We start from the raw sequence: 22,455 nt of genomic DNA on the forward strand, positions 1-22,455 counted from the left end.
CTCAGGGAGGATGCCGGTGAAAAGGCGGACACCGTGGGAATCGCGTACTCGGACGGATCCAGGACACCCGGGGCCGGCCGTTGCGGCGGTCCCACGGACGTGCCTCCTGTCCGAAGCACTTACCTGTAGTTTCCCTCGTTCGGGCCCCTTGAAACAGATTTGTCCTCTTTGTCGCTTTGTCTATCACCCTCCTGGCCCTTGGCCCCGTCTTGGAAGGATTACCTCTGACACAGAGGTAACGTCGGTCGGGTGGAGGAGAAGACGTTCCCGGAGGAGCTCGCCGACGCGCTCGTCGGCGTCCAGCGGCTGCTCAGACGGCGGCTGCGAGCCGGTCTGACCGTGCCGCGGCTGCGCGGCGCCGAGGTCGAGCTGCTGCGCCTGGTCGAGACGCGCCCCGGCGTCGGCGTCTCGGACGCGGCGAAGGAGCTGTACCTCGCGGGAAACTCCGTCTCCACGCTCGTCAACCGGCTGGTCAGGGACGGACACCTGCTGCGGGAGACCGACCCGGCGGACCGGCGCGCCGCCCGGCTGCAGCTCACCGAGGCCGCCGAGGTCCGGCTGCGGGCCTGGCGGGAGCGGCGGTCCGCTCTCGTGGAACGGCATGTCGCCCGTCTGGACGCCGCCGACCGGGCGGCCCTGCGCGCGGCGCTGCCCGCCCTGCGCGCGCTCGCCGTCGATCTGCACGAGGAGGCCGAGGACTCATGACGGCCGACGGCAGCGCAGCGGACGCCGTCGCCTGCACAGGGCTCACGCACGCCTTCGGGAACACCCCCGCCGTCGACGGGCTCGACCTGACCGTCCGGGAAGGCGAGGTCTTCGGCCCTGTGGCTGCTGATCTTCGGTCAGACCTTCACCCGCCTCGAGGCGATCCCCAGCGGCGGCATCCCCAGGCGATCACGATGCCGCTCTTCTTCGGATCCAACGCCCTGTACCCGGTGGACGTCATGCCCGGCCGGCTCGCTGATCTTGTCCGCGACGTGATGTGCGGCACGCCCTCGGCAAGCCGCTGCGGACTTCGTCGGCGGATAGTGCCTGCGCACGGCTTGATCAGCGATCAAAGGGGGCGAAGCCCCTGGCCACAGCGCATTCCGCTCATTTGACAGTGCGATCGGCGCACGGATAGGAAGCAGCCGGTAGAAGTCGAGAGGTGCACCGTGTACGAGCCGAACGTGGTCGGGGACTGGCAGGAGTACGACGAGCATGCCGGTCTGCGGGTCCGCGTCCACCGCCTGGAGCAGAGCGAGCCGCCGCGGGGGCGCGACGACGCAGCCGAGGGGCTGACGTACTTCTGTCTGCGGGTGACGGTCGAGAACCGCGGCGACGGCCACTCCACGATCCACCTCGAGGACGGCCAGATCGACGTCCGGCTCGGCCCGGACGGCGAGAGCGCGTTCATCGACTGGCGCAACTCGCAGTTCATCGAGGGCTTCGACGTCTACCCGCTGCGCCGGGCCACCGCCGTGCTGTACGCGGCGGGAGCCGAGGCGTCCCTGAAGCAGGTCGACGTCCAGATCCAGCTGCGGGTGGACGACGACTGGGCCGACCGCCGGCTGTGGAGCGGCGGCATCGGACTGCAGGAGGGCTCCGGCGGCGCCGCGACCGGTGCGGGACGCGAGAGCCTGGCCCGCCAGGTCAGCAACTTCCTGCGCGACCAGGCCGAAGAGGGCACCGCCTGACGGCGGCCGCCCTCCGTGCCGGTCGCCGCCGCGCGCTGATCGGCGGCGGTGCGGTCAGTGCGGGATGCCGTCGATGATCTCGCGGGCGCCCTGACGCAGCAGCGCCACCGCCACGGACGTGCCGAGGGTCGCCGGGTCGAGACGGCCCGCCCACTCGTGGGCGTTCAGCCGGGTCTTGCCGTCCGGAGTGAACACGCAGGCCCGCAGGGACAGTTCACCGCTGCGGTCCACCCGCGCGAAGCCCGCGATCGGACTGTTGCAGTGGCCCTGGAGCACGTGCAGGAACATGCGCTCCGCCGTGGCCTCGCGGTGGGTCGCCGGGTCGCCCAGGGCGCTGACCGCGTCGATGAGGTCCGTGTCGCCCTCGCGGCACTGCAGGGCGAGGATGCCCGCGCCGATCGGCGGCATCATCGTCTCCGTCGACAGCACCTCGCTGATCACGTCGTGCCGGCCGATGCGCTCCAGGCCGGACACCGCGAGCAGCAGCGCGTCCGCCTCGCCCGCGGCGAGCTTCTCCAGCCGCCGGTTGGCGTTGCCGCGGAACGGCACGCACTCCAGCTGCGGGTGGGTTGCGGCGAGCTGGGCGATCCGGCGCACCGACGAGGTGCCGACGCGCGTCCCGTCCGGCAGCTCGTCCAGAGTGAGGCCGCCGGGGTGGATCAGGGCGTCACGGATGTCGTCGCGCCGCAGGAACGCGGCGAACACGGTGCCCACGGGCAGCGGTCGGTCGGCGGGGACGTCCTTGACGCAGTGCACCGCGAGGTCCGCCTCGCCCGCCAGCAGCGCGGCGTCGACCTCCTTGGTGAACGCGCCCTTCCCCTCGACCTGGGAGAGGTCTCCCATCCACTTGTCGCCGGTCGTCCTCACGGGCACGACCTCGGTGCGCACACCGGGGTACAGGGTGGTCAACTCCGCGCGCACCCGCTCCACTTGGGCCAGTGCCATGGGCGAGTCGCGGGAGACGATGCGGATCAGTTCCGGAACGGACATGCGGGACACGATAGACCCTCGCGGCTCATGCCTCGCTAAACTCCCGCTTTCCGTGGACGTCTGCGGCGGGCGTCAGGGGTTGACCTTCAGAGTGAAGCGTCGCTTGTCCGCGCCGAGGGCCCCGCGCCGGGCGTAGAAGCGGATCGCCCCCTCGTTCCAGACGGGGGTCTGCCACACCACCTCGGCCAGCCCTCTGCTCCGGGCCTCGGCCGCGACCGCGTCCATCAGCAGGGCGCCGATGCCCAGCCCCCGATGGTCGGGCGCCAGGAAGAGGCAGTCCATGTGCAGGTACTCGCGCGCCTCCCAGGTGGAGAGTTCGGGCGCGCAGGTGGCGTAGCCGACGATGGCGCCGTCGGGGAGCTCGGCGACCAGGCAGCACAGGCGGGGCGCCGCCGCGTCGAAGAGGAGTCCCGCCAGCCGCTGGGCGAGGTCGGGCACGGGCGGGTGGTCGGCGCGCTCGTACTCGGCGTGCTGGGCGGTCAGTTCGGCGACCCGCGGCAGATCGGCCCGTTCGGCGTGCCGTACCCGGGCGGCGATCACCTGACCGTCCCCTCTACCGTGTCCGCCCTCATCGGAGGCCGGGCGGGGGAGTGCGGCGCCTGCGCGGACGTCGCCGTCGGGAGTCCCTCATGAAGATCCATCCGGTCATCATGCCCGCCAGGACGGCCCCGGACGCCATATCCGGGGCCGAACCCTGCGGGTGCGGCTATGCGTTGGGGTCGAAGGCGACCCCGGAGGGCAGGGCCTTCGACAGGTGGCCGGCGAAGCTGTCGTCCCGCAGGCCGAAGTGGGCGCTGCCGAAGTCGTAGGAGACGAGCTTGTCGCGCAGGCCCGCCGGATAGCCGTTCCAGCCGACGAGCGGGGGGTACTGCCAGACGCCCCGGTGGTTCTCCGGCGGTTCGTCGCCCGGGCCCGCGGTCCGGAAGCAATGCGTGCTGATGCCGTCCTTGTGGTAGACGACCTTCGCGTGGGTGCCCTCGAAGCGGACCGAGGACGCCGTGTGCACGGTGAACGAGCCGTGGTTGGACGTCGATACGTACTGGACCCGGCCGTCCTGCACCCAGACCACGACGTGCTCCCAGTCGTGCCGGTGCCCGCCGAGGCTGACGCCCGGGAGCGCCTGGTCCTTCTCGAAGTACAGCCCGTAGAGGTAGGCGCACCAGCCGTTGTTGCACTTGTAGCGCGAGTAGGTGTTGGTGGAGGCGAGGTCGGAGGCGTCGCGGCAGTTGCCGTTGAGCGCGCCCGTCGGCTTCAGCCCGCCGTTGATCGTGCCGTCCGGGCCGATCGCGGCCGTGGAGTAACACCCGTCCGTGTCGTAGTCGAAGGCGGGCTGGTACGCCAGTTCGTCGGCCTCGGCGTTCTGCGGCAGCGCCGGGGGAGGGGCGGCGAAGGCGGTGGCGGGGACGGCGAGGACGAGTGCGGCGGCACCGGCGAGCCCGGTGAGCCATCTCCTGCGGTGGGCCTTGAACCTGCGTGCGGACACGGAGTTCTCCCTCGGTTTGCGGGCGCAGCCGAACGGCTGTGGGGGGAAAGGGAGTTCAGCTTCCTCGTTTTCGGGTGCCGCGCCAAGAGGTCCGCAGGGGGTTCGTGGCGCAGGACGTCCCGCGGCCGGGGATCCGGTGCTGGGTCAGGCGGAAGTGTCCGGAAGGTCGGCCGCCGACTCCTGCGGCGTCAGGTCCGGTCGCAGCCGCAGCCAGGACGGCTGGCGCAGCAGCCCGGCCCGGGTACGGGTGCTGTAGCGGACCTCGCCGACCAGCCGGGGCACGACCCAGTGCGCGCCCGGCGCCCGCGGCACGGCGTCGAACGGGCAGGCGTCGGTCGAAGCGGCCCGCAGCAGCGCGGCGAGTTCGGTGCGCTCGGCCTCGCTCCAGCCGGTGCCCACCCCGCCCACGTAGCGCAGTCCCGTCGTGGCGCGCTGCCCGACGAGGAGGGCGCCGGGCAGTCCGGTCAGCCGGCCCTTGCCGGGGAGCCAGCCGCCCACCAGGACGTCCGCGACGCGCATGTTCCGGATCTTGATCCAGGACCGGGAGCGCACCCCGGGCTCGTACGGGGAGTCCAGCCGTTTGCAGACCAGTCCCTCGAGACCGTGCGCCCGGGTCGCCTCCAGGGCCTCACGCCCGTGGCCGACCAGTGCGGCCGGCGTCGACCAGCGGGCCCCGTCCAGCGCGAGCGCCTCGAGCCGGGCTCGGCGCCGGGTGTAGGGCAGGGACAGCAGCGAGCGCCCGCCGAGATGCAGAACGTCGAACAGGACCAGGTGCACGGGCGCCGTCGCGGCGAGCCGCGCGGCCTTTCCCGGCGCCTGCACCAGCCCCATGCGGGACTGCAGCAACTGGAAGTCGGCGCGGCCCTCTTCGTCGAGGGCGAGCACCTCCCCGTCCAGCACGGCCGGCGTGCGGCCGAGCGCCTCGCCCAGCGGCCACAGCTCCGGATACGCCCCGGTGATGTCCTCGCCCGAACGGGCCCGCAGGACGACGCTTCCGTCGCCGGCGAGGTACGCCACGGCCCGCTGGCCGTCCTGTTTGGTCTCGTAGGCCCACCGGGCGTCCTGGGCGGCGGGCGGCAGCCGGCCCGGGGTGGCGAGCATGGGGGCGATGCGAGGAAGGGTCACGGGTGAGGTGTGGACGCGGACGGACCGCCGCACGCGAAAGCCGCGCCGGTTTCGCCTGAACGGCTGTGCGCCGCCGCCGGCCCGTGGGCCTGCGCTTCACCGGCCGTGCGGCAGCCGTGGGAGCCGTGGGCGGCGCCCGGGATCGACCGTGGGACGACCGCGCGGGGTCCCCGTACGGAGCGGACCGCGACGTCCACAGGCAGTTACTTGAGTTACGCAATAAGATGGTAAAATGCGTTCCATGCCCACCGAACCGCTCCCGCTGCCCTCCGTCGCGTCGCCGGAGGTGATCGAGATCGAGCGCGCGCTCACTCGCGTCACCTACCTGAGCACCCGGGCCCGCATGCACGACCGGCTCATGGCGATCGCGGGCATCTCCCTGGACCGCGCGGCCGTGGCCCTGCTGCGGCAGGTCGCCGACTCGGAGCCGCAGCGGCCGGGGGAGCTGGCCCAGCGCCTGGGCGTCGAGGCCTCCCACGTGACCCGCACCGTGCAGCAGCTCCAGAGGACCGGATACGTCACCCGGGCGCCCGACCCTGACGACCGCCGCGCCCAGCGGATCCAGCTCACCGAGGCCGGTCGCGACGCCGTCGACCGGATCCGCGACGCAGGCGCCCGGGGGATGCAGCTGGCGCTGAGCGACTGGGGCCGGGAGGACCTGGGCCGCCTCGCCGCACTCTTCCACCGGATGGCCGACGACTTCCTCTCCCACGCCGCCGACGAGGAGAGCGAGCGGTCCGGCACGGCCCCGGGCGCCTGACGCCCGCCCCTCGAGCCGACCCGGCGGCGCGGAGGGAGCCGGAGCCGGCCGGGCGGCGTGCCGACGGGCTGCCCCGGCCCACCTCGGGGGCGGCGCCCGGCCCGGTGCCTGCAACATCGGTGCCACCGGGGCCAGTTGGGGCGGTGCGCTGTGACGACCCCGCCGCCGGAACCCGGTCTACCGTCCAGTAGTGTCGACCGCAAGGTCATCTGAGGAGGAACCCCGTGTCCAGGTCCGAACGCTCACCCCTGCTGCTGGCGGGCCTGCTGGCCACCGCAGGTGTCGCGCATTTCGCCGCGCCGCGCTCCTTCGACGCGACCGTCCCGCGCGCGCTGCCCGGCTCGCCCAGGGCCTGGACGTACGCGAGCGGCGTCGCCGAACTGGCGCTGGCGGCGGGAGTGGCCCTGCCGCGGACCCGGAAGGCGGCGGCGCTGGCCACGGCCGCGTTCTTCGTCGGGGTCTTCCCCGCCAACGTCAAGATGGCGTGGGACTGGCGGCACCGTCCCGCCGCGGTCAAGGCCGCCGCCGTCGGTCGCCTGCCCCTGCAGGCCCCGCTCGTCATGTGGGCCCGCAGCGTCGCGAACGGAACGGAGGGACGGGCATGAGCAAGGCTCCGCAGACGGGCGACCTCGTCGAGGACTTCGCCCTGAAGGACGAGACCGGCACCCCGCGCAGTCTGACCGAACTGCTCGCCGACGGGCCGGTGGTCCTCTTCTTCTATCCCGCCGCCCTGACCCCGGGCTGCACCGCCGAGGCGTGCCACTTCCGCGACCTCGCGGCGGAGTTCGCAGCCGTCGGGGCGCAGCCCGTCGGCATCAGCGGGGACTCCGTCGACCGCCAGCAGGAGTTCGCCGACCGGCACACCCTCGGCATGCCGCTGCTGTCCGACGAGGACGGGACGGTCCGGGAGCGGTTCGGCGTGAAGCGCGGCTTCTCGCTGGCTCCGAACAAGCGGGTCACCTACGTCATCGGGCAGGACCGCACCGTCCTGGAGGTCGTGCGCAGCGAACTGCGCATGAACACCCACGCAGACCGCGCCCTCGACGCGCTGCGCGCCCGTCGGGCCTGACGAGGCCGACGGACCGGGCCCGCGGGGCCGCCGTCGCACCGAGGGCGGCACGGGGGCGCGGGGGCGCCGGGGCCCGGGCGGAAGGCCGCCGGAGTCGTCACGCCCCACTGGCCCGTCGCGGTTGATGCGCCGGGCCAAAGGGACCATTCTGGACGACATGGAGCAAGTCGTCGCTGCGGCGGTCATCGATGCCGACGGCATCGTGACGGCCTGGAGCGAGGGCGCCCGTCTGCTGACGGGCCATCCGGCCGAGGAGGCCGTGGGCCGGACGGCGGTCGACCTGCTCGCCGAGGACCTGCCGCGGCGTGCGGACGGCCAGTGGACCGGCCCGGTCGTCGTGCGCCACCACGACGGCCACCCCGTCACCCTCACTGTCACGGCCTGCCCGGTGACCGGCCCCGACGGCCGGCACACCGGCTACACGCTCAGCGCCGAGCGCCCCGCGGCCCCCGAGCCGACCCTGGCCGGTCGGGCCTTCCAGCAGGCCTCCATGTCGATGTCCGTCTTCGACCCCCAGCAGCACTACCTGCGGCTGAACGAGGTCGCCTGCAAGGTCATGGGCGTCTCGGAGGACGTCCTGCTCGGCCGCCACTTCCCGGACACCGTCGCCGACGTCGAGCCGCACCGGGGCTTCAACCGGCACCTTCGCCAGGTCGTCGAGACCGGCCGCCCGCTCCGCTACGAGAGCTTCACCGCAGCCCCCTCCCTCAATCGCGAGCACGCCTGGACCACCGAGATGTGGCCCGTGCGGGACACCTCCGGCGCGGTCGCCGGGGTCGCCCTGGCCGCGTTCGACAGCACCGAGCAGTACCTGGCCCGCCAGCGGCTGACCCTGCTGAACGAGGCCGCGGCCTCCATCGGCACCACCCTGGACGTGGTCCGCACCACCGAGGAGGTGGTCGAGCTCCTGGTCCCCCGGTTCGCCGACTTCGTCAGCGTCGACCTCCTGGACTGGGTGCTCGGCGCCGACGAGCCGCCACCCGTTCCGACCGGCGAGGTCGTGCTGCGCCGGGTCGCCCACGGCTCCGCCCACGAGGGCACCCCCGAAGCGGCCGTCCGCCTCGGCGAGACCGACGTCCATCCGCCCTTCAGCCCGCCCGCCCGGGCCCTGCGGGAGGGGCGGGCGGTGCGCATCCAGGCCGGCGAGCCCGATTTCATGCTCTGGCTCGTCGAACGCAACGCGCGCGCCCCCGAGGGCCGCCGCTTCCGCAGCGGGGTCCACTCGGTGATCTCGGTGCCCCTGCAGGCCCGCGGCACCACGCTGGGCGTCCTGGTCGGCGTCCGTATCGCACATTCCGACGACTACGAGGACGACGACGCCGTCTTCGCCGAGGAACTCGCCAGCCGGGCCGCGGTCTGCATCGACAACGCCCGCCGGTTCGCCCGCGAGCGCACCACCGCCCTCGCTCTCCAGCACAGCCTGCTGCCCCGCGGTCTGCCCGGTCAGGCCGCCGTCGAGGTGGCCCATCGCTATCTGCCCAGCGGGTCCACGGCGGGCATCGGCGGCGACTGGTTCGACGTCATCCCGCTGTCCGGCAGCCGCGTCGCCCTGGTCGTGGGGGATGTCGTCGGACACGGCATCCCGTCCTCGGCGACCATGGGACGGCTCTGCATGGCCGTGCGCACCCTGGCCGACGTGGACCTGCCGCCCGACGAACTGCTCACGCACCTCGACGACCTCGTCACCCATCTGGCGGCCTACGACGAAGGCGGCGACGACGTCGCCGAACTCGGCGCCACCTGTCTCTACGCCGTCTACGACCCCGTCAGCCGCCGCCTCGCCGTCGCCGCCGCGGGCCACCCCGCGCCCGCCGTCGTACTGCCCGACGGCAGCGCGCAACTGGTCCGTATGACGCCCGGCCCTCCGCTCGGCGTGGGCGGCCTGCCCTTCGAGGCCGTCGAGCTGGAACTGCCCGAGGGCTCGGTCGTCGCCCTCTACACGGACGGCCTGATCGAGGACCGCGACCGTGACGTCGACCGTGCCACCGGCGAACTGTGCAGCGCCCTCACCGCGCCCACCGCCTCGCTCGACGCGCTCTGCGACAGCGTGCTCAAGGCGGTCCTGCCGGAGGAGCCCGGCGACGACGTTGCCCTCCTGCTAGCCCGCACCCGCGCCCTCGGCGCGGACCGGGTCGCGACCTGGGACGTCGCCCCCGACCCGGCCCACGTGGCCGAGGCCCGGCAGGCGGCCACCGAGCAACTGGCAGCCTGGGGCCTGGAGGAGGCCGCCTTCGTCACCGAACTCGTGGTCAGCGAACTCGTCACCAACGCCATCCGCTACGGCGCGCCGCCCATCAGGCTCCGCCTGATCCGCGATCGCAGCCTCATCTGCGAGGTCTCCGACGGCAGCTCCACCTCGCCCCATCTACGCCGCGCCCACGCCTTCGACGAGGGCGGACGCGGCCTGTTGCTCGTCGCACAGCTCACCCAGCGCTGGGGCAGCCGGCAGACCGACCGGGGCAAGACGATCTGGGCGGAGCAGTCGCTCGACCCGGAGTGACGCGGCCGACCGCCGACCGCTCCCGACGGTCACCGGCGGTCACCGGCGGTCACCGGCGGTCACCGGCGGTCACCGGCGCGAGGCTCCACTCGGTCGAATCGGGCGGGGCCGGGGCCGGGGCGGGTCCGGGCCGGCCCCGCCGGCCGGTGCCCCCGACCTAGCCGTCAGCCCGTCCGGTCTGGTCCGGTCTGATCTGGTTCGGTCCGACCCATGAGCTGCTCGTCGCACGTGGCCGGACCCCGTGCCGCGCTTGCCGACGCGCGAGTCGGCCGCGCGCAGGCTGCCAGGGCGCGGAGTCCGGCGCAGCGGCGGCGGCCGGACGTCCGCGCTCAGAACTCCTCGTGCACCTCGAGGTCCCTGCCGGGGCCCCCGGCGGGTCCGACCCGCCACGGCCGCCGTCTGCGCGGGGCTGAGCCCGAAGCCGAAGACGTCGAGATCGGCACGCCGACGCTCCGGGCCGGTCGTGCCGGCGTCGAGCGCGTACTCCGGGATGTCGATCACGATGGAGCCTTCCCCCCGACCGTGCGGTGCGGGCGTGCCCCCGGCCTCACGGACAGGGGTCGGGTCGATCGACCGGAGCCGCCCCGCCCCGGCCTGGCCCGCCTCGGCCCGCCCCGGCCCGGGGCACTGTCGCCACGCCGCCGTTTCGCTGTCACGATCTTCCCCGGAGCGGTATCCGACGACGAGCGGAGCGGGCATGACGACGGACTTCGACAGCCGGACGGACGACGAGGCCGCGCGGGCGGCCGGTGTGCAGGTGCGACCGGTCGCCGGGCACATCGGCGCCGAGATCGAGGGCGTCGACCTGTCCGCAGGCCTCGACGACGCCCAGGTCGCCGTGATCCTGGCGGCGATGCTGCGCTGGAAGGTGGTGTTCTTCCGCGGGCAGCGCCTCGACCACACGGCGCATGTCGCGTTCGCCCGACGGTTCGGCGAACCCGTCGTGCCGGGCCGGCGCGGCAGCGCCTCACCGCCGGACTTCCCGGAGATCGAGACGACCGCCGACCGGCTCGAACTGGGCGGCAGGTTCGGCATGGAGCACGAGGAGTGGCTCCGCCGCCGCCGCCACACGCTGCTGCGTGGCTGGCACTGCGACCACGGGGCCCGTATCGATCCGCCGGCGGCGACGATCCTGCGCGCCGAGAGGGTGCCGCCCTACGGCGGCGACACGACCTGGTCCAACCTGGCGGCGGCCTACGCCGGACTCTCCGCGCCGGTACGGGAGTTCGTGGCCGGGCTGCGCGCCGAGCACCGGCTCGGCGTCGGCTACCAGCCCCGCCCCGGCGACGACGCCTACGTCCGCCACCTCCTCGACCACCAGGTCGCCTCCGTGCACCCCCTGGTACGCGTTCACCCGGAGACCGGCGAGCGCGTTCTGTACGTCAACGGCTATTACCTCGAGCAGATCACCGACCTCTCCCGCGCGGAGAGCCGGGCGATCCTGGACATGCTGCTGGAGGAGGCGACCCGTCCCGAGTACACGGTCCGCTTCCGCTGGGAGCCGGGCAGCGTGGCCTTCTGGGACAACCGCGCCACCATCCACCTCGCGCCGAGCGACAACGCGCATCTGCGCTTCCCGCGGACCATGCACCGGGTGATGCTCACCGGCGAGGTCCCCGTCGGCGTGGACGGCCGGCCGTCCGAGGCGGTGACGGGAACCGAGCCGGGCCGCTGGTGAGGCTGTTCAGACTCCGGCGCCGGGCCGCCATCCGAGCGCCGGACCGAGCTTCGTCGCCATGTCGGTCAGGATCTGCACGTAGTCCTCGTGCTCGAAGGCGAACGGCAGGGCGAAAGCCACCTCGTCGATCTCGCGGAACGCGGCGTGGGCGTGCAGGCGTTCGGCGATCTCGTCCGAGGCGCCGACCAGGTCCGGGGCGAAGAGCAGGCAGGCCGGGCCCTGTGGGGAGGTCGTACGGGGGAGCCGCTTCGCCGCGAACTCCTCGTACTTCTCTCGCTGCCGAGGTGAGGCGGAGTCGGTGGGGACGACCACGAGCCCCTGCGAGACACGCGCCGCCGCGCCGTCGGGGTGGGCCGCTCGGAAGGCCTGGACGTGGGAGAGCTGAATCTCGGCGAAGTCCCGTGCGTCGTCGGGCCCTTCGGCCTTCACCACGCTGCTGGTGAGGAAGTTCATGCCGTGTTCCCCGGCCCACCGCGCCGATCCGAGGCTGCCGCCGCCGTACCACAGGCGACGGCCCAGACCGGGGGACTGCGGCTGCACCCGGTCCGAGAACACCTCGAAGCCCTCCGCCCCGCTGAAGTCGGTGGCCGGTTTGCCGCGCACGAAGTCCAGCAGCCGTCGCACCCGCTCGTAGCCGAAGTCCTCCGCGTCCGAGGTGTCGGGGTACAGGGCCTCCCTGACCTGCTCGTAGTGCATCGGCGGCCCGACGCTCACACCCGGGTTCAGACGGCCCGCGGACAGGACGTCGACGGTGGCCAGGTCCTCCGCGAGGCGCAGCGGGTTCTCCCAGCCCAGCGGGATGACCGCGGTGCCGAGCTCGATGCGCCGGGTGCGCTGCGACGCGGCTGCGAGGACGGCGACGGGGGAGGAGATGCCGTACTGCAGGTGCCGGTGACGCACCCACGCGCTGTCGAATCCGAGGCGCTCGCCGAGTTCGATGATCTCGAGCGTGGTCTCGTGGCCCCGGCCCGGGTCGTCCCCGTCGAACAGTCCGATGGTCAGGAAGCCCAGCTTGCGCAAGGGGCGAGGGGTCGACGACATGGGGCTCCTCCATGGTCCGACGGCGTGCACGGCCGTTCAGCGGTGTGGCGCCGATTGTCGCAGGCGGCTTCAGACCAGCGGGATCGTGACCTCGTCCTCGACCGGCGGGTTCAGTTCCTGGGCGAGGTTGCCGGTGGCCGCGAAACAGCGCAGTCGCACCGACTCCGGTGTGACGTCCAGCCGCAGGAAGCACTTGAAGAACGGTGGGCTGTACGTCACCGAGCTCGGCGAGAACAACTGCGTGTAGATCTTGCGTACCGGCAGCCGGAACCGCTTGCGGCGTTCCGGTCGGCTCCCCGTCCCCAGCAGGCCGGCCAGCAGCCGGATCCGGGGAGTCACCCGGACCTGCGGACCCGGTGTGCGTGTCGGCGGGATGCCCAGGCGTTCCGCGACGACCGCCTGCGCCTCCTCCTCGGTCAGGGCGAAGAAGCGCCGCAGCCGCAGCCGCCGCCCGTAGAGCCTGCTGTAGAAGGCAAGGGAGTCGCCGCGCAGCGGATAGCAGCGGAAGTCCTGCTCGGTGACGCCGGCGACGGAAACCCGCGGGATGGTGTGCGTGGCGTGCATGAAGGCGCCCCCGCCGCCGGCGACGACGTACTGCAGGGTCCGGCCGTCCGCCAGACGCACCGGATACCGCTGGTAGTTGTGGATGTCACCGCCTATCGCGGCCACGTAGCGGTGCTCCGGCGCGCTCACGATGTCGTCGACGGTGCCGCCCCCTTCGACGGGGCACGGGTGGTGCTCGCCGTCGACGTACAGGGGCGATCCCGTGACGAGGATCTTCGGCCGAGGCCCCCGGGACACCTCGCGCAGCCACGCGCCCTGTTCGGCGTCGAGGACGCCGAGGAGCCCGGTGTCGATGCCGATGATCCGCACGGGCCCCGTGTCGATCGCCCAGTACGGCCCGGGCTGCACGGCCTGCCGGCCCGCCCCGGACCGCAGCGCGCGGGCCTCGTCGAGCCGTCGGCCGTCGTGCGCGCGCGGCCGGTGCCACAGCAGGGAGCGCAGCCACGCACGGGTCAGGGGACGTGCGGCGGGCTCGGCCGGCAGGGCCGGGGCGTCGCCGCAGAAGACCCGCATGAACGCGCCGAGGTCCTCGTACCAGTCGTGGTTGCCCGGTATCGCGTAAATGGGGGCCTGGTAGTCGCGGTAGGGGCGGAAGAACTTGGGGCCGTAGTCGTCGGCGCTGCCGACCGGGTAGATGACGTCGCTGGCCAGGACGGCGAAGGAGGTGCCCTGACTCGCCCTCAGGAAGCCCGGCACCACGGCGTACTGGGGATCGTCGCCCTCACCCGTGTCGCCGATGACCATGAAGGAGAAGCGGTCCGCGTCCGCACGCCGGATCACCTTGTCGGCGGGTGCGCCGGCCGCCGTGCGCTGCGCCACCAGACGGCTGCGGGTACGGCCGGTGGGATCGCCGAACCAGGAGGCGAGCACCCCGTTGCGGGCGGCCCACAGGAGCCTGGGGTTCAGCCACGAGATCTTCTCGACCCGTCCCGGCATGAGCTGGCGGTACGCGCCGTGGTCGGCTCCGCCCCAGCCGGCGCCTTCGGCGGTATCGCGTGAGGAGTCAGACACCGGTGCACCGTAGCAATGATCCACAGTGCGGCGGCAGTCGGGCGACCGGCGACGACGTCGTGCGCGGCGGGCGCGGGCGGTCGTTCACTCACGGCTCCACGACCGGACGGTCGCCGGGCGTTCGGCCGGTTCTGAAGGCGTCCCGGTCCGGCCCGACCGGGCGGGCCGGTTCCACTCGCCGTCGCCCAGCACGAGCAGCGGATCGAACATCACCACCACGCCGGCCAGCAGCAGGAAGATCACCGGACCGATGAGCATCGGCAGCAGCAGTGAGGTCGCGGTGTCGCCGGTCCAGGACGCCGTCGTGTCGTGCACGTGGACGCTGACCGCGGCCATGGCCGTGTAGTGCATGCCCGACACGGCCAGGCCCATCACCAGACTGGCGCCGAGGCTGGTCAGGAACCCGCGGATCGTGACGGCGGCCCACAGGGCGGCGGTCGCGGCGACCACCGCGATCACCACCGAGAGCGCCACGGTGAACGGGGCGTACGACACCGCCCCGTTGAGCTGCATGGCCGCCATGCCCAGATAGTGCATGGCGGCGACCCCGAGGCCGGTGACGGCGCCCGCGAGTGACAGCGCCGCGCGGCCGGCGCCGCGGTAGCCGACGATGAACACGCCGACGCCGACCACCACGACCGCGACGGCGAGGCTGAGGACCGTCAGGCCGACGTCGTAGCCGACCCGGGTCTCCGCCACCTGAAAGCCGATCATGGCGATGAAGTGCATCGTCCAGATGCCGCAGCCGATCGACGCGGCGCCCAGCGCCAGCCATCCGGGCTTGAAGGACGCGGGGTTGAGCAGTGTCCGCACGATGCAGCGCAGCCCCAGGGCTCCGCCCAGGCAGGCCATCACAAAGGCGGCCGCCGGCGTCACCGCCCCGTACCGGAATCCGTCGATGGTGCCTTCCATCGCCAACTCCCCCCAGAGTGACGGACGTTCGTGGAGGAATGTCTACGGGTAGGGCGGCGGTGAACGCAAGCGTTTCCGGCAAGTCGGTTTCGTGCCCCGTCGGGCGGAGGGCGGTCGCCTCGACGGTCCGCGAGCCCGCCGCGCCGCTCCGGCCCCGAGTGTGAGCGCGTCTTCCCGGGAAACGCACAGGTCGTTCACAGTTCCTCGGGGTCGGGAGGCCCTGGGCGGCTCGGGTACCGAGGGATAACCCTCGAAGCGTCTCGTTATGGCTGACATGCCACTGACAAGCCTGTCATTCTCCTGGCCAACCGCCGTACACCGGCGAAACGTTGCCTTCATCGGTGCACGGTCCCGCACGGTTCAGCTCTGGCAGCTCGTCCCGGACAGCACACCCGTCTGCCCGGTCTGTCACCGGCCGTTCCCCACGGCCGCAGCAGTAGGAGAACGAGTGAGACCCAACCCCCGCAAGCGGACCGCGGTCGGAGCGGCCCTGCTCTCCACCGCCGCCCTCCTGGCCGTCGGCGTCTCGACGGTCCCGGCAGCCGCGAAGCCCGCAGCCCCCCACCCCAGCCCCGTGCGCACCGGCGGCCTGCCGGCCGACCTGACGCCCGCCCAGCGCGCCACGCTGATCAGGGGGGCCGAGGCGAGGACGACGCAGACAGCCGAGACGCTCGGCCTCGGCGCCCAGGAGAAACTGGTCGTCAAGGACGTCGTCAAGGACAACGACGGCACCGTGCACACGCGTTACGAGCGCACTTTTGCCGGCCTGCCCGTCCTCGGCGGCGACCTCGTCGTGCACACGCCCCCGGCCTCACTGGCCGTCGGCACGGTCAGCACGACCTTCAACAACAACCGCCGCACCGTCTCCGTCAGCTCCACCACCGCGACGTACAGCAAGGCTGCCGCGCAGGCCAAGGCCCTGACGGCGGCCAAGGCGCTCGACGCGAAGGCGCCGGCTGCGCAGAGCGCCCGCAAGGTGGTCTGGGCCGGCGAGGGCACGCCGAAGCTCGCCTGGGAGACCGTGGTCAGCGGCCTCCAGGACGACGGCACCCCGAGCAAGCTGCACGTCGTCACCGACGCCGCCACCGGCGCGAAGCTCGCCCAGTTCGAGGGCGTCGAGACCGGCACCGGCAACAGCCAGTACAGCGGCACCGTCTCCATCGGGACCACGCTGTCCGGTTCGACGTACCAGCTGAACGACACCACGCGCGGCACGCACAAGACGTACAGCCTCAACAACGGCACGTCCGGCACCGGCACGCTGATGACGGACGCCGACGACACCTGGGGCACGGGCTCCGGTTCCAACACCCAGACCGCCGGTGTGGACGCGCACTACGGCGCCCAGGTGACGTGGGACTTCTACAAGAACACCTTCGGGCGCAGCGGCATCAAGAACGACGGCGTCGCCGCCTACTCCCGCGTCCACTACAGCACGGCGTACGTCAACGCCTTCTGGGACGACGACTGCTTCTGCATGACGTACGGCGACGGCACCGGCAGCACCCACGCGCTGACGTCGCTGGACGTGGCCGGCCACGAGATGAGCCACGGCGTCACCTCGAACACGGCCGGACTGGACTACTCCGGCGAGTCCGGCGGCCTCAACGAGGCCACCTCCGACATCTTCGGCACCGGCGTCGAGTTCTACGCCAACAACTCCTCCGACGTGGGCGACTACCTCATCGGCGAGAAGATCGACATCAACGGCGACGGCACGCCGCTGCGTTACATGGACAAACCCAGCAAGGACGGCGGCTCCGCCGACAGTTGGTACTCCGGCGTCGGCAACCTCGACGTGCACTACTCGTCGGGTCCGGCGAACCACATGTTCTACCTGCTCTCCGAGGGCAGCGGCAGCAAGACGATCAACGGCGTGACCTACAACAGCTCGACCTCCGACGGCGTCGCCGTCGCGGGCATCGGCCGGGCCGCCGCACTGCAGATCTGGTACAAGGCGCTGACGACGTACATGACGTCCGGCACCACCTACGCGGGCGCCCGCACCGCCGCCCTCAACGCGGCGGCCGCGCTGTACGGTGCGAGCTCCACCCAGTACGCCGGGGTGGGCAACGCGTTCGCGGGCATCAACGTCGGCAGCCACATCACGGTCCCGTCGACGGGCGTCACCGTCACCAACCCGGGCAGCCGCAGCGCCACGGTCGGCACCGCGGTGAGCCTGCAGATCTCCGCGAGCAGCACCAACAGCGGCTCCCTGACGTACGCGGCGACCGGTCTGCCCGCCGGCCTGTCGATCAACAGCTCGACCGGTCTGATCTCCGGCACGCCGACCACGGCCGGCTCCTCGAGCACCACCGTCACGGTGACCGACTCGACCGGCGCCACCGGCACCGCGTCCTTCACCTGGACGGTCAGCGCCACCGGCGGCGGCTGCACCGCCACGCAACTGCTGGGCAACGCGGGCTTCGAGTCGGGCAACACCACCTGGACGGCGTCCAGCGGTGTCATCACCAACTCCAGCAGCCAGGCGGCCCGCACGGGTTCCTACAAGGCCTGGCTCGACGGCTACGGCTCGACCCACACCGACACGCTCTCGCAGTCGGTGACGATCCCGAGCGGCTGCACCAACACCACGTTCACCTTCTACCTGCACGTCGACACGGCCGAGACCACCACCAGCTCCCAGTACGACAAGCTGACGGTCACCGCCGGGTCCACCACGCTGGCCACGTACTCCAACCTCAACGCGGCCTCCGGCTACGTGCAGAAGTCCTTCAGCCTCGGCGCCTTCGCGGGCACCACCGTCGCGCTGAAGTTCTCCGGCGTCGAGGACTCCTCGCTGCAGACCAGCTTCGTGGTGGACGACACCGCCGTCACCACCGGCTGATCCGCCCCGCTGACGACGTCCCGCACACGGGCTCCCTCCGTGTGCGGGACGTCGGCGTGTCCGCTCAGCTCAACGGGTCGAGCGTCAGGTAGGCCTGGCGCGGCGATCCGTCGTGGACGAGGGACTCCTGCCGCCCGACGTCGTCGAAGGCGAACGCGTACGCCTTCCCGTCGGCCATCTGCGCATGGATCTTGCGGGCGTAGTGGTTGGTCACCGCGTCCTGGTAGAAGGCGGTCGTCGTGGTGTCCGGCTGGTCGGGGTTCACCAGCAGGGTGGAGCGGTTGAAGCCCGCGCACAGGGTGCGGGAGATCGGTCCGCGCACGGCGTCGTTGGGGGCGTCGAGCAGGCGGTGGCAGCCGAAGACGCTGGCCGCGTCCGGCTTCTGGAAGGCGGTCACGACCGCTCCGGAGGAGTCGGTGAAGTTCAGCACCCCGCCCGAGACCCGGCCGTAGTACCTCGTGCCCGGCCGGTCGGCGAACGGGGTGACGGTCAGCGTCGTCGTGGCGTACTTCTGCCAGACGCGGTTGACGTAGTCCGCCATGACGTTCGCGGGGAGGGCCCCGGTCTCCACTCCGTACAGCGGGGAGAGGGCGCGCAGGACCGTGCCGTCGGAGCGGGTCTGGACGAGGTTCGCCCAGCCGCCGGGCTGCCCGCGCAGGGCGTTGAAGAACCCGCTGTAGCCGCCCGCCTTGAGATGCCCGGTGCTGAGCGTGCTGCCGTCGGCCCGCTGCACACCGACCGCGTACGGGGCGGAGAACATGTCGACCTGCGTGCTGTTCAGCCAGAGACCGGAGTCGTCGAGCGTGTACTCCGACCAGTTGAACAGGATGTTCCGGTTGGGGTCGGAGGGGTTCTGCACGGCCGGCTGGACGAGCCCGCCGGTGGTGAGTCGGAAGTCGAGCTTCTGACCGTAGGAGAAGTAGATCCGGCCGGAGAACCTGGGGATGCGGATCGTGGCGGACTGGCCGGCCGCGGGACCGGCGATCGAGGCGTCGGGGGCCGGGGTGGGGGGCGTGCCTCCGGCGGGCCACGCGTGGAAGCCGCCGCCGGCGTCCGCCCAGCCCTGCCGCCCGCTGGCGAGGAGGGTGCCGAGGTTGTAGACGTAGAGCCGTTCGGAGCGGCCCGAGTTGTTGGTGATCTTCAGGGGGACGGTGTCGGGGACGGCGGCCCCGGCCGGTGGGCCGAGGGTGAGCAGCGCGCCGACGAGAGCGACGGCTGCCACCAGTCCGAGGGCGGTCCTTGTGAGCACTCTCCACCTCCGTGCGGGTAGGCCTGTGGGGTTGGTCCGTACCATGTTGAGAGCGCTCTCAACGTTGCACCGGGTTGTGCCCATGTCAACGATTTCCGCAAAAGAGGACGCCCGCGGCCTGCCCCGGCCACGGGCGTCCCGGTCGATCGGCAAAGCGTCAGAGGGTCCGCTTCAGCAGATCCAGCAGCGCGGCCCAGTGCCGCTCCGAGGCCTCCTCGTCGTACGCCGACGTGTCGGCCTGCGTGTAACCGTGCGGGGCCCCGGCGTAGACCTCGCAGGTGTGCCGGACCCCGGCCGCGGTGAGGGCCTCCTCGAAGCGCTCGATCTGCTCGGGCGGCAGACCCGGGTCGTCGTCGGCGTGGCCGAAGTAGACCTCGGCCGTGATGCGCCCGACGGCCAGGTGAGGGCTGTCCGGCGCGTCGGTCACGAGACGGCTGCCGTGGAAACCCGCCGCCGCCGCGACCCGGTCCGGATGCGCGTCGGCGGTCGCCAGGACGAGCCGGGCGCCCATGCAGTATCCGGTCACCGCGACCGGGCCCTCGGCGACCAGCGCGCTCTGCTCCATCCACCGCAGGTACGCGTCGGCGTCCCGGACGATCAGCTCGGGAGTGAGGGCCAGCACGAGCGGGTACAGCGTCTCGAATATCTCCGGCCGCGCGGCGGGGTCGATGAACGCGGGCAACTCCATGACGGGAGCGTGTCCGTGACGGTAGAACAGGTTGGGCACCAGCACCGCGTAGCCGGCTTCGGCCAGCCGGTCGGCCATCGCCCGCAGTTGCGGACGCAGGCCGAACGCGTCCTGGTAGAGCAGGACGCCCGGGCGGGGCACGCCGTCGTCCGGACACGCCAGATAGGCGTCGGCCACGCCGTCCTCGGTGGGGATGTCCAGTGCTGTTCCCTGTACGGAGGTCATGGGGGCTCCTCAGCGCGATGCACGGCGACGAGCGTGCGTTCGGCCCGGTGGGGGCCGGGCAGCGCCCATCGTTGCACGCGCCATCCATCCGCCCTCGAGGGACCCCGGCGCGGAACCGCTACTCGAACCGGGACGCGTCGCCCGCCCCGTACCGGACGATCTGGGCCTCGCCGTCGGAGAAGTCGATCACGGTCGTGGGCTCGGTGCCGCACTCGCCGGAGTCGAGCACGCCGTCCACCACGTGATCGAGCCGGTCCTTGATCTCCCAGCCCTGGGTCATCGGCTCGTCCTCGCCGGGCAGCAGCAGGGTGCTGGACAGCAGCGGGTCACCGAGCTCGGCGAGCAGCGCCTGGGTGACCACGTGGTCCGGGATGCGCACGCCCACCGTCTTCTTCTTCGGGTGCTGGAGCATGCGCGGCACCTCCTTCGTCGCCGGGAGGATGAAGGTGTAGCTGCCGGGTGTCGACGCCTTGATCGCCCGGAACACGTCCTTGTCCACCCGCACGAACTGGCCGAGCTGCGCGAAGTCCTGGCACACGAGGGTGAAGTGGTGCCGGTCGTCCAGGTCGCGGATGGCCCGGATCCGGTCGATGCCGTCCTTGCTGCCCAGCCGGCATCCCAGCGCGTAGCAGGAATCCGTCGGGTACGCGATCAGCGCGTCCGACCGGATGGCGGCCGCGACCTGGGAGATGGTGCGCGGCTGGGGGTTGTCGGGGTGCACGTCGTAGTACTTCGCCATTGGCCGAGCTTATGCCGTCCACGCGCCGAGGGCCCGCGCAGGGCCGGTCCCCGCAGACGCCGCCCCGCCCCGCCCGACCGCCGCGGCCGCCCGGGAACCGGGGACGCCGCGGCGGACGCGGAACGCCCGGATCCGCGCGGGTCCCTCTCCCGCACCGCCCGTCCGGCGCGGTTGAGGTAACGTCCCGACCGATATGACTGGTTCGGCCCGCGCGGGCCGTGAAGGACGAGGAGAGCGCCGACATGGTCGGCCGGGACCACGACAACCTCCGCTCGGGCGCGCCGGACGACGCCGGACCGGGGTGGGCCCGGGAACTCCTCGACCATCTGCGCCCCACCGGACGCGACGTCCAAAGGCTCGTCGAGTGGCTGTCGGGGACCGTCGAGGCGTCCGTCTCCCTGCGCGACGGCGACGGCGTCCTGGTCGTCGGGCCGCGCACCCCCGTCGACGAGGCACTGGCGGCCGACATCGCCGACGGCCGCCTCGCCTCCGCCGCATGGGAGGGCGAGGGCCGCCACGTACGCCTGATCCGGGTCGAACTCCCGGGGCCCGCCGCCGTCGGAGTGCTCACGGTGAGCCGGACGAGTCCCTTCGACCGACGCGCCTCCGACATCGTCACGCACACCGTGAGCGTCCTCGAAGTCCTCCTGCGGACGCAGGAGACCGCGGCGACCGGACACCGGCTGGCCCGCGCCACCGCCGACCTCCGGCTGGCCATCCTGCAGCTGCTCATGGTCGAGGACGTCGTCGCCGCCCGCCGGGTCGCCGCCGGTCTGTGGCCCCGCCTCCTCGACGCCGACACCGCCTGCGTGTACGTCGTCGAGAGCACGCCCGAGGAGCGCGACGGCCTCGCCGCGGCCTGTCTCGCGGCGACCCACGAGGAGGCCCTCGTCGTACGCTGCCCCGCCATGGACGGGCATGTCATCGTCGTCGTCCCGGACGACGCCGCCGGGCCCGAGCTGCGCGCGCTGTGCGCCGGCCGCCCCGGGGCGTACCTCGGCGGCAGCGCCCGGCAGAGCCTCGCCCGCACCGCCACTGCCTACGGACAGGCCGTCAGCGCCCTGGCCGTGGCCCGCTTCCGCCCCGGCAGGACCGCCTTCTACGCCGAGCGCACCCGCCCCGAGCGCCTCATGGACCCCGACGCGCTGCGCACCTGGACGACCCGCCTGCTGCGCCCCCTGGACACCCTGCCGCACCACACCCGCGCGGAACTCCTCGCCACCACCCGGCTGGGCCTGGAGTTCACGGCCGTCAACGCGGCGAAGGTGCTCGGCGTCAGCCGCAACACGGTCCGCGCGCGCATGGAGCGCGTCGAGCACCTGCTGCGCGCCGACTTCTCCGACCTCACCGTCCGGGCCGTCGTCCATCTCGCCCTCCACCACCAGTTCGGCATCGCCGAGGACCCGGCGGGCGCCCCGGCGACCCCGGCGCAGCTCGGCGAACTCCTCACCGGGCCCGCGCTGCGCTCCTGGGCGCAGGAGCTGCTGGCCCGCCTCGACACCGACGGCCGGGATCTGCGAGGCACCCTGCGGTCCTGGATCGCGGCCGGCGGCAACGCCGAGCGGGCCTCCCACCTGCTGGGTGTCCACGCGCAGACCGTCCGCGAGCACGTCCGCAGCGCCGAGCCCGTCCTCGAGCGCCAGCTGCTCGCCACGGGCAGCGACCTCTACGAGGTCGTTCTCGCCCATGTCGCGGCCGGCGACCTCGATCAGCCCGACCTGCACGGAAGCGGCCACCCGGCGGAATCGGGCCATCCGGACTCATCTGTGCACAGGTGAGTCCTCCGGCCCCGAGAGCGGGCACCGAGACGATTCCCTGGCCGCGCACCGCCCCGTAGGTTCTCAGCAGCCGTGGGGGTACGACCGGAACGGGGGTCCGGTCGCACCCCGCGGCGCTG

At 72.6% G+C, this 22,455-nt stretch carries 19 protein-coding genes and 2 pseudogenes; 11 read left to right on the top strand and 10 right to left on the bottom strand.

From position 1 onward, the window contains the following. Window positions 1-249 precede the first annotated feature (249 nt). The 4 genes and pseudogenes from OHS82_RS39490 (at window position 250) to OHS82_RS39500 (ending at window position 1,676) form a co-directional block, all read left to right on the top strand. The gene (locus OHS82_RS39490) at window positions 250-705 is read left to right on the top strand and encodes a MarR family winged helix-turn-helix transcriptional regulator (RefSeq protein ID WP_057581171.1); all 456 of its coding nucleotides are present in this window, start codon (window positions 250-252) and stop codon (window positions 703-705) included. After that, window positions 702-821: pseudogene (locus OHS82_RS39495) on the top strand (ABC transporter ATP-binding protein); the annotation flags it as partial. The gene OHS82_RS39490 and the pseudogene OHS82_RS39495, both read left to right, overlap by 4 nt. Window positions 822-887: 66 nt before the next feature. Next, window positions 888-998: pseudogene (locus OHS82_RS43640) on the top strand (ABC transporter permease); the annotation flags it as partial. Window positions 999-1,154: 156 nt separating this feature from the next. Continuing rightward, a complete protein-coding gene (locus OHS82_RS39500; protein WP_057581170.1) occupies window positions 1,155-1,676 on the top strand; it encodes a hypothetical protein in 522 nt (173 codons plus the stop codon). Window positions 1,677-1,730: 54 nt separating this feature from the next. Here the strand turns inward: OHS82_RS39500 and hemC are convergent, their stop codons facing one another. The 4 genes from hemC to ligD form a co-directional block, all read right to left on the bottom strand. After that, window positions 1,731-2,666 carry a hydroxymethylbilane synthase gene (gene hemC / locus OHS82_RS39505; protein ID WP_057581169.1) on the bottom strand — a complete coding sequence of 312 codons (936 nt, stop codon included), beginning with the start codon at window positions 2,664-2,666 and terminating at the stop codon, window positions 1,731-1,733. 72 nt (window positions 2,667-2,738) lie between these two features. Further along, on the bottom strand, window positions 2,739-3,206 hold the full coding sequence (locus tag OHS82_RS39510; RefSeq protein WP_057581168.1) for a GNAT family N-acetyltransferase: 468 nt from the start codon (window positions 3,204-3,206) through the stop codon (window positions 2,739-2,741). A gap of 166 nt (window positions 3,207-3,372) precedes the next feature. After that, window positions 3,373-4,149: an NPP1 family protein gene (locus OHS82_RS39515; protein ID WP_057581167.1), complete on the bottom strand. Its 777-nt coding sequence runs from the start codon at window positions 4,147-4,149 to the stop codon at window positions 3,373-3,375. A gap of 144 nt (window positions 4,150-4,293) precedes the next feature. Beyond that, window positions 4,294-5,274: a non-homologous end-joining DNA ligase gene (ligD, locus tag OHS82_RS39520; protein WP_063894291.1), complete on the bottom strand. Its 981-nt coding sequence runs from the start codon at window positions 5,272-5,274 to the stop codon at window positions 4,294-4,296. A gap of 241 nt (window positions 5,275-5,515) precedes the next feature. Between ligD and OHS82_RS39525 the strand changes: the two genes are divergently transcribed. The 5 genes from OHS82_RS39525 to OHS82_RS39545 all read left to right on the top strand — a co-directional run bounded on the left by OHS82_RS39525 (window position 5,516) and on the right by OHS82_RS39545 (window position 11,281). Beyond that, a complete protein-coding gene (locus OHS82_RS39525) occupies window positions 5,516-6,034 on the top strand; it encodes a MarR family winged helix-turn-helix transcriptional regulator (RefSeq protein ID WP_328435615.1) in 519 nt (172 codons plus the stop codon). Between the two features lie 224 nt (window positions 6,035-6,258). Next, entirely contained in the window at window positions 6,259-6,639 is a 381-nt protein-coding gene (locus OHS82_RS39530; protein WP_057581165.1) for a DoxX family protein, read from the top strand. Further along, on the top strand, window positions 6,636-7,103 hold the full coding sequence (locus tag OHS82_RS39535; protein ID WP_057581164.1) for a peroxiredoxin: 468 nt from the start codon (window positions 6,636-6,638) through the stop codon (window positions 7,101-7,103). Before OHS82_RS39530 ends, OHS82_RS39535 begins: the two co-directional genes overlap by 4 nt. Window positions 7,104-7,260: 157 nt before the next feature. Next, window positions 7,261-9,603, top strand: coding sequence for a SpoIIE family protein phosphatase (locus OHS82_RS39540; protein ID WP_057581196.1), 2,343 nt, complete (start codon window positions 7,261-7,263; stop codon window positions 9,601-9,603). A 697-nt stretch (window positions 9,604-10,300) separates the two neighbouring features. Then, on the top strand, window positions 10,301-11,281 hold the full coding sequence (locus tag OHS82_RS39545) for a TauD/TfdA dioxygenase family protein (protein WP_328435616.1): 981 nt from the start codon (window positions 10,301-10,303) through the stop codon (window positions 11,279-11,281). Between the two features lie 6 nt (window positions 11,282-11,287). Here the strand turns inward: OHS82_RS39545 and OHS82_RS39550 are convergent, their stop codons facing one another. The 3 genes from OHS82_RS39550 to OHS82_RS39560 form a co-directional block, all read right to left on the bottom strand. Further along, on the bottom strand, window positions 11,288-12,322 hold the full coding sequence (locus OHS82_RS39550; RefSeq protein ID WP_328435617.1) for an LLM class flavin-dependent oxidoreductase: 1,035 nt from the start codon (window positions 12,320-12,322) through the stop codon (window positions 11,288-11,290). A gap of 69 nt (window positions 12,323-12,391) precedes the next feature. Beyond that, window positions 12,392-13,897, bottom strand: coding sequence for a metallophosphoesterase family protein (locus OHS82_RS39555; RefSeq protein ID WP_328435618.1), 1,506 nt, complete (start codon window positions 13,895-13,897; stop codon window positions 12,392-12,394). Window positions 13,898-13,981: 84 nt separating this feature from the next. Beyond that, window positions 13,982-14,809: an MHYT domain-containing protein gene (locus OHS82_RS39560; RefSeq protein ID WP_057581160.1), complete on the bottom strand. Its 828-nt coding sequence runs from the start codon at window positions 14,807-14,809 to the stop codon at window positions 13,982-13,984. Window positions 14,810-15,257: 448 nt separating this feature from the next. Here OHS82_RS39560 and OHS82_RS39565 point away from each other — a divergent pair, with 448 nt between their 5' ends. Further along, on the top strand, window positions 15,258-17,657 hold the full coding sequence (locus OHS82_RS39565) for a M4 family metallopeptidase (protein ID WP_057581159.1): 2,400 nt from the start codon (window positions 15,258-15,260) through the stop codon (window positions 17,655-17,657). Window positions 17,658-17,721: 64 nt separating this feature from the next. Here the strand turns inward: OHS82_RS39565 and OHS82_RS39570 are convergent, their stop codons facing one another. From OHS82_RS39570 to OHS82_RS39580, 3 genes are all read right to left on the bottom strand, one after another. After that, window positions 17,722-18,951 (bottom strand): glycoside hydrolase family 64 protein, encoded by a 1,230-nt coding sequence (locus tag OHS82_RS39570; protein WP_057581158.1) that lies wholly within the window; start codon window positions 18,949-18,951, stop codon window positions 17,722-17,724. A gap of 112 nt (window positions 18,952-19,063) precedes the next feature. Next, complete coding sequence (locus OHS82_RS39575) at window positions 19,064-19,819, bottom strand: dienelactone hydrolase family protein (protein WP_057581157.1); 756 nt, start codon at window positions 19,817-19,819, stop codon at window positions 19,064-19,066. Between the two features lie 118 nt (window positions 19,820-19,937). Continuing rightward, a complete protein-coding gene (locus OHS82_RS39580) occupies window positions 19,938-20,558 on the bottom strand; it encodes an L-threonylcarbamoyladenylate synthase (RefSeq protein WP_057581156.1) in 621 nt (206 codons plus the stop codon). A gap of 242 nt (window positions 20,559-20,800) precedes the next feature. On the opposite strand from OHS82_RS39580, the gene OHS82_RS39585 reads away from it, so the two are divergent. Continuing rightward, window positions 20,801-22,336 carry a helix-turn-helix domain-containing protein gene (locus OHS82_RS39585; protein WP_328436159.1) on the top strand — a complete coding sequence of 512 codons (1,536 nt, stop codon included), beginning with the start codon at window positions 20,801-20,803 and terminating at the stop codon, window positions 22,334-22,336. Window positions 22,337-22,455: the final 119 nt, after the last annotated feature.

Origin of the sequence: Streptomyces sp. NBC_00425 (assembly GCF_036030735.1) — a bacterium.
Lineage (GTDB): Bacteria > Actinomycetota > Actinomycetes > Streptomycetales > Streptomycetaceae > Streptomyces.

What these genes read in the sequence shown, in the direction of transcription:
- OHS82_RS39570 (WP_057581158.1), bottom strand. Translation starts at nt 18,951, where the DNA reads ATGGTACGGACCAACCCCACAGGCCTACCCGCACGGAGGTGGAGAGTG.
- OHS82_RS39535 (WP_057581164.1), top strand. Translation starts at nt 6,636, where the DNA reads ATGAGCAAGGCTCCGCAGACGGGCGACCTCGTCGAGGACTTCGCCCTG.
- OHS82_RS39525 (WP_328435615.1), top strand. Translation starts at nt 5,516, where the DNA reads ATGCCCACCGAACCGCTCCCGCTGCCCTCCGTCGCGTCGCCGGAGGTG.
- OHS82_RS39545 (WP_328435616.1), top strand. Translation starts at nt 10,301, where the DNA reads ATGACGACGGACTTCGACAGCCGGACGGACGACGAGGCCGCGCGGGCG.
- hemC (WP_057581169.1), bottom strand. Translation starts at nt 2,666, where the DNA reads ATGTCCGTTCCGGAACTGATCCGCATCGTCTCCCGCGACTCGCCCATG.
- OHS82_RS39540 (WP_057581196.1), top strand. Translation starts at nt 7,261, where the DNA reads ATGGAGCAAGTCGTCGCTGCGGCGGTCATCGATGCCGACGGCATCGTG.
- OHS82_RS39585 (WP_328436159.1), top strand. Translation starts at nt 20,801, where the DNA reads ATGGTCGGCCGGGACCACGACAACCTCCGCTCGGGCGCGCCGGACGAC.
- OHS82_RS39575 (WP_057581157.1), bottom strand. Translation starts at nt 19,819, where the DNA reads ATGACCTCCGTACAGGGAACAGCACTGGACATCCCCACCGAGGACGGC.
- OHS82_RS39580 (WP_057581156.1), bottom strand. Translation starts at nt 20,558, where the DNA reads ATGGCGAAGTACTACGACGTGCACCCCGACAACCCCCAGCCGCGCACC.
- OHS82_RS39560 (WP_057581160.1), bottom strand. Translation starts at nt 14,809, where the DNA reads ATGGAAGGCACCATCGACGGATTCCGGTACGGGGCGGTGACGCCGGCG.
- OHS82_RS39550 (WP_328435617.1), bottom strand. Translation starts at nt 12,322, where the DNA reads ATGTCGTCGACCCCTCGCCCCTTGCGCAAGCTGGGCTTCCTGACCATC.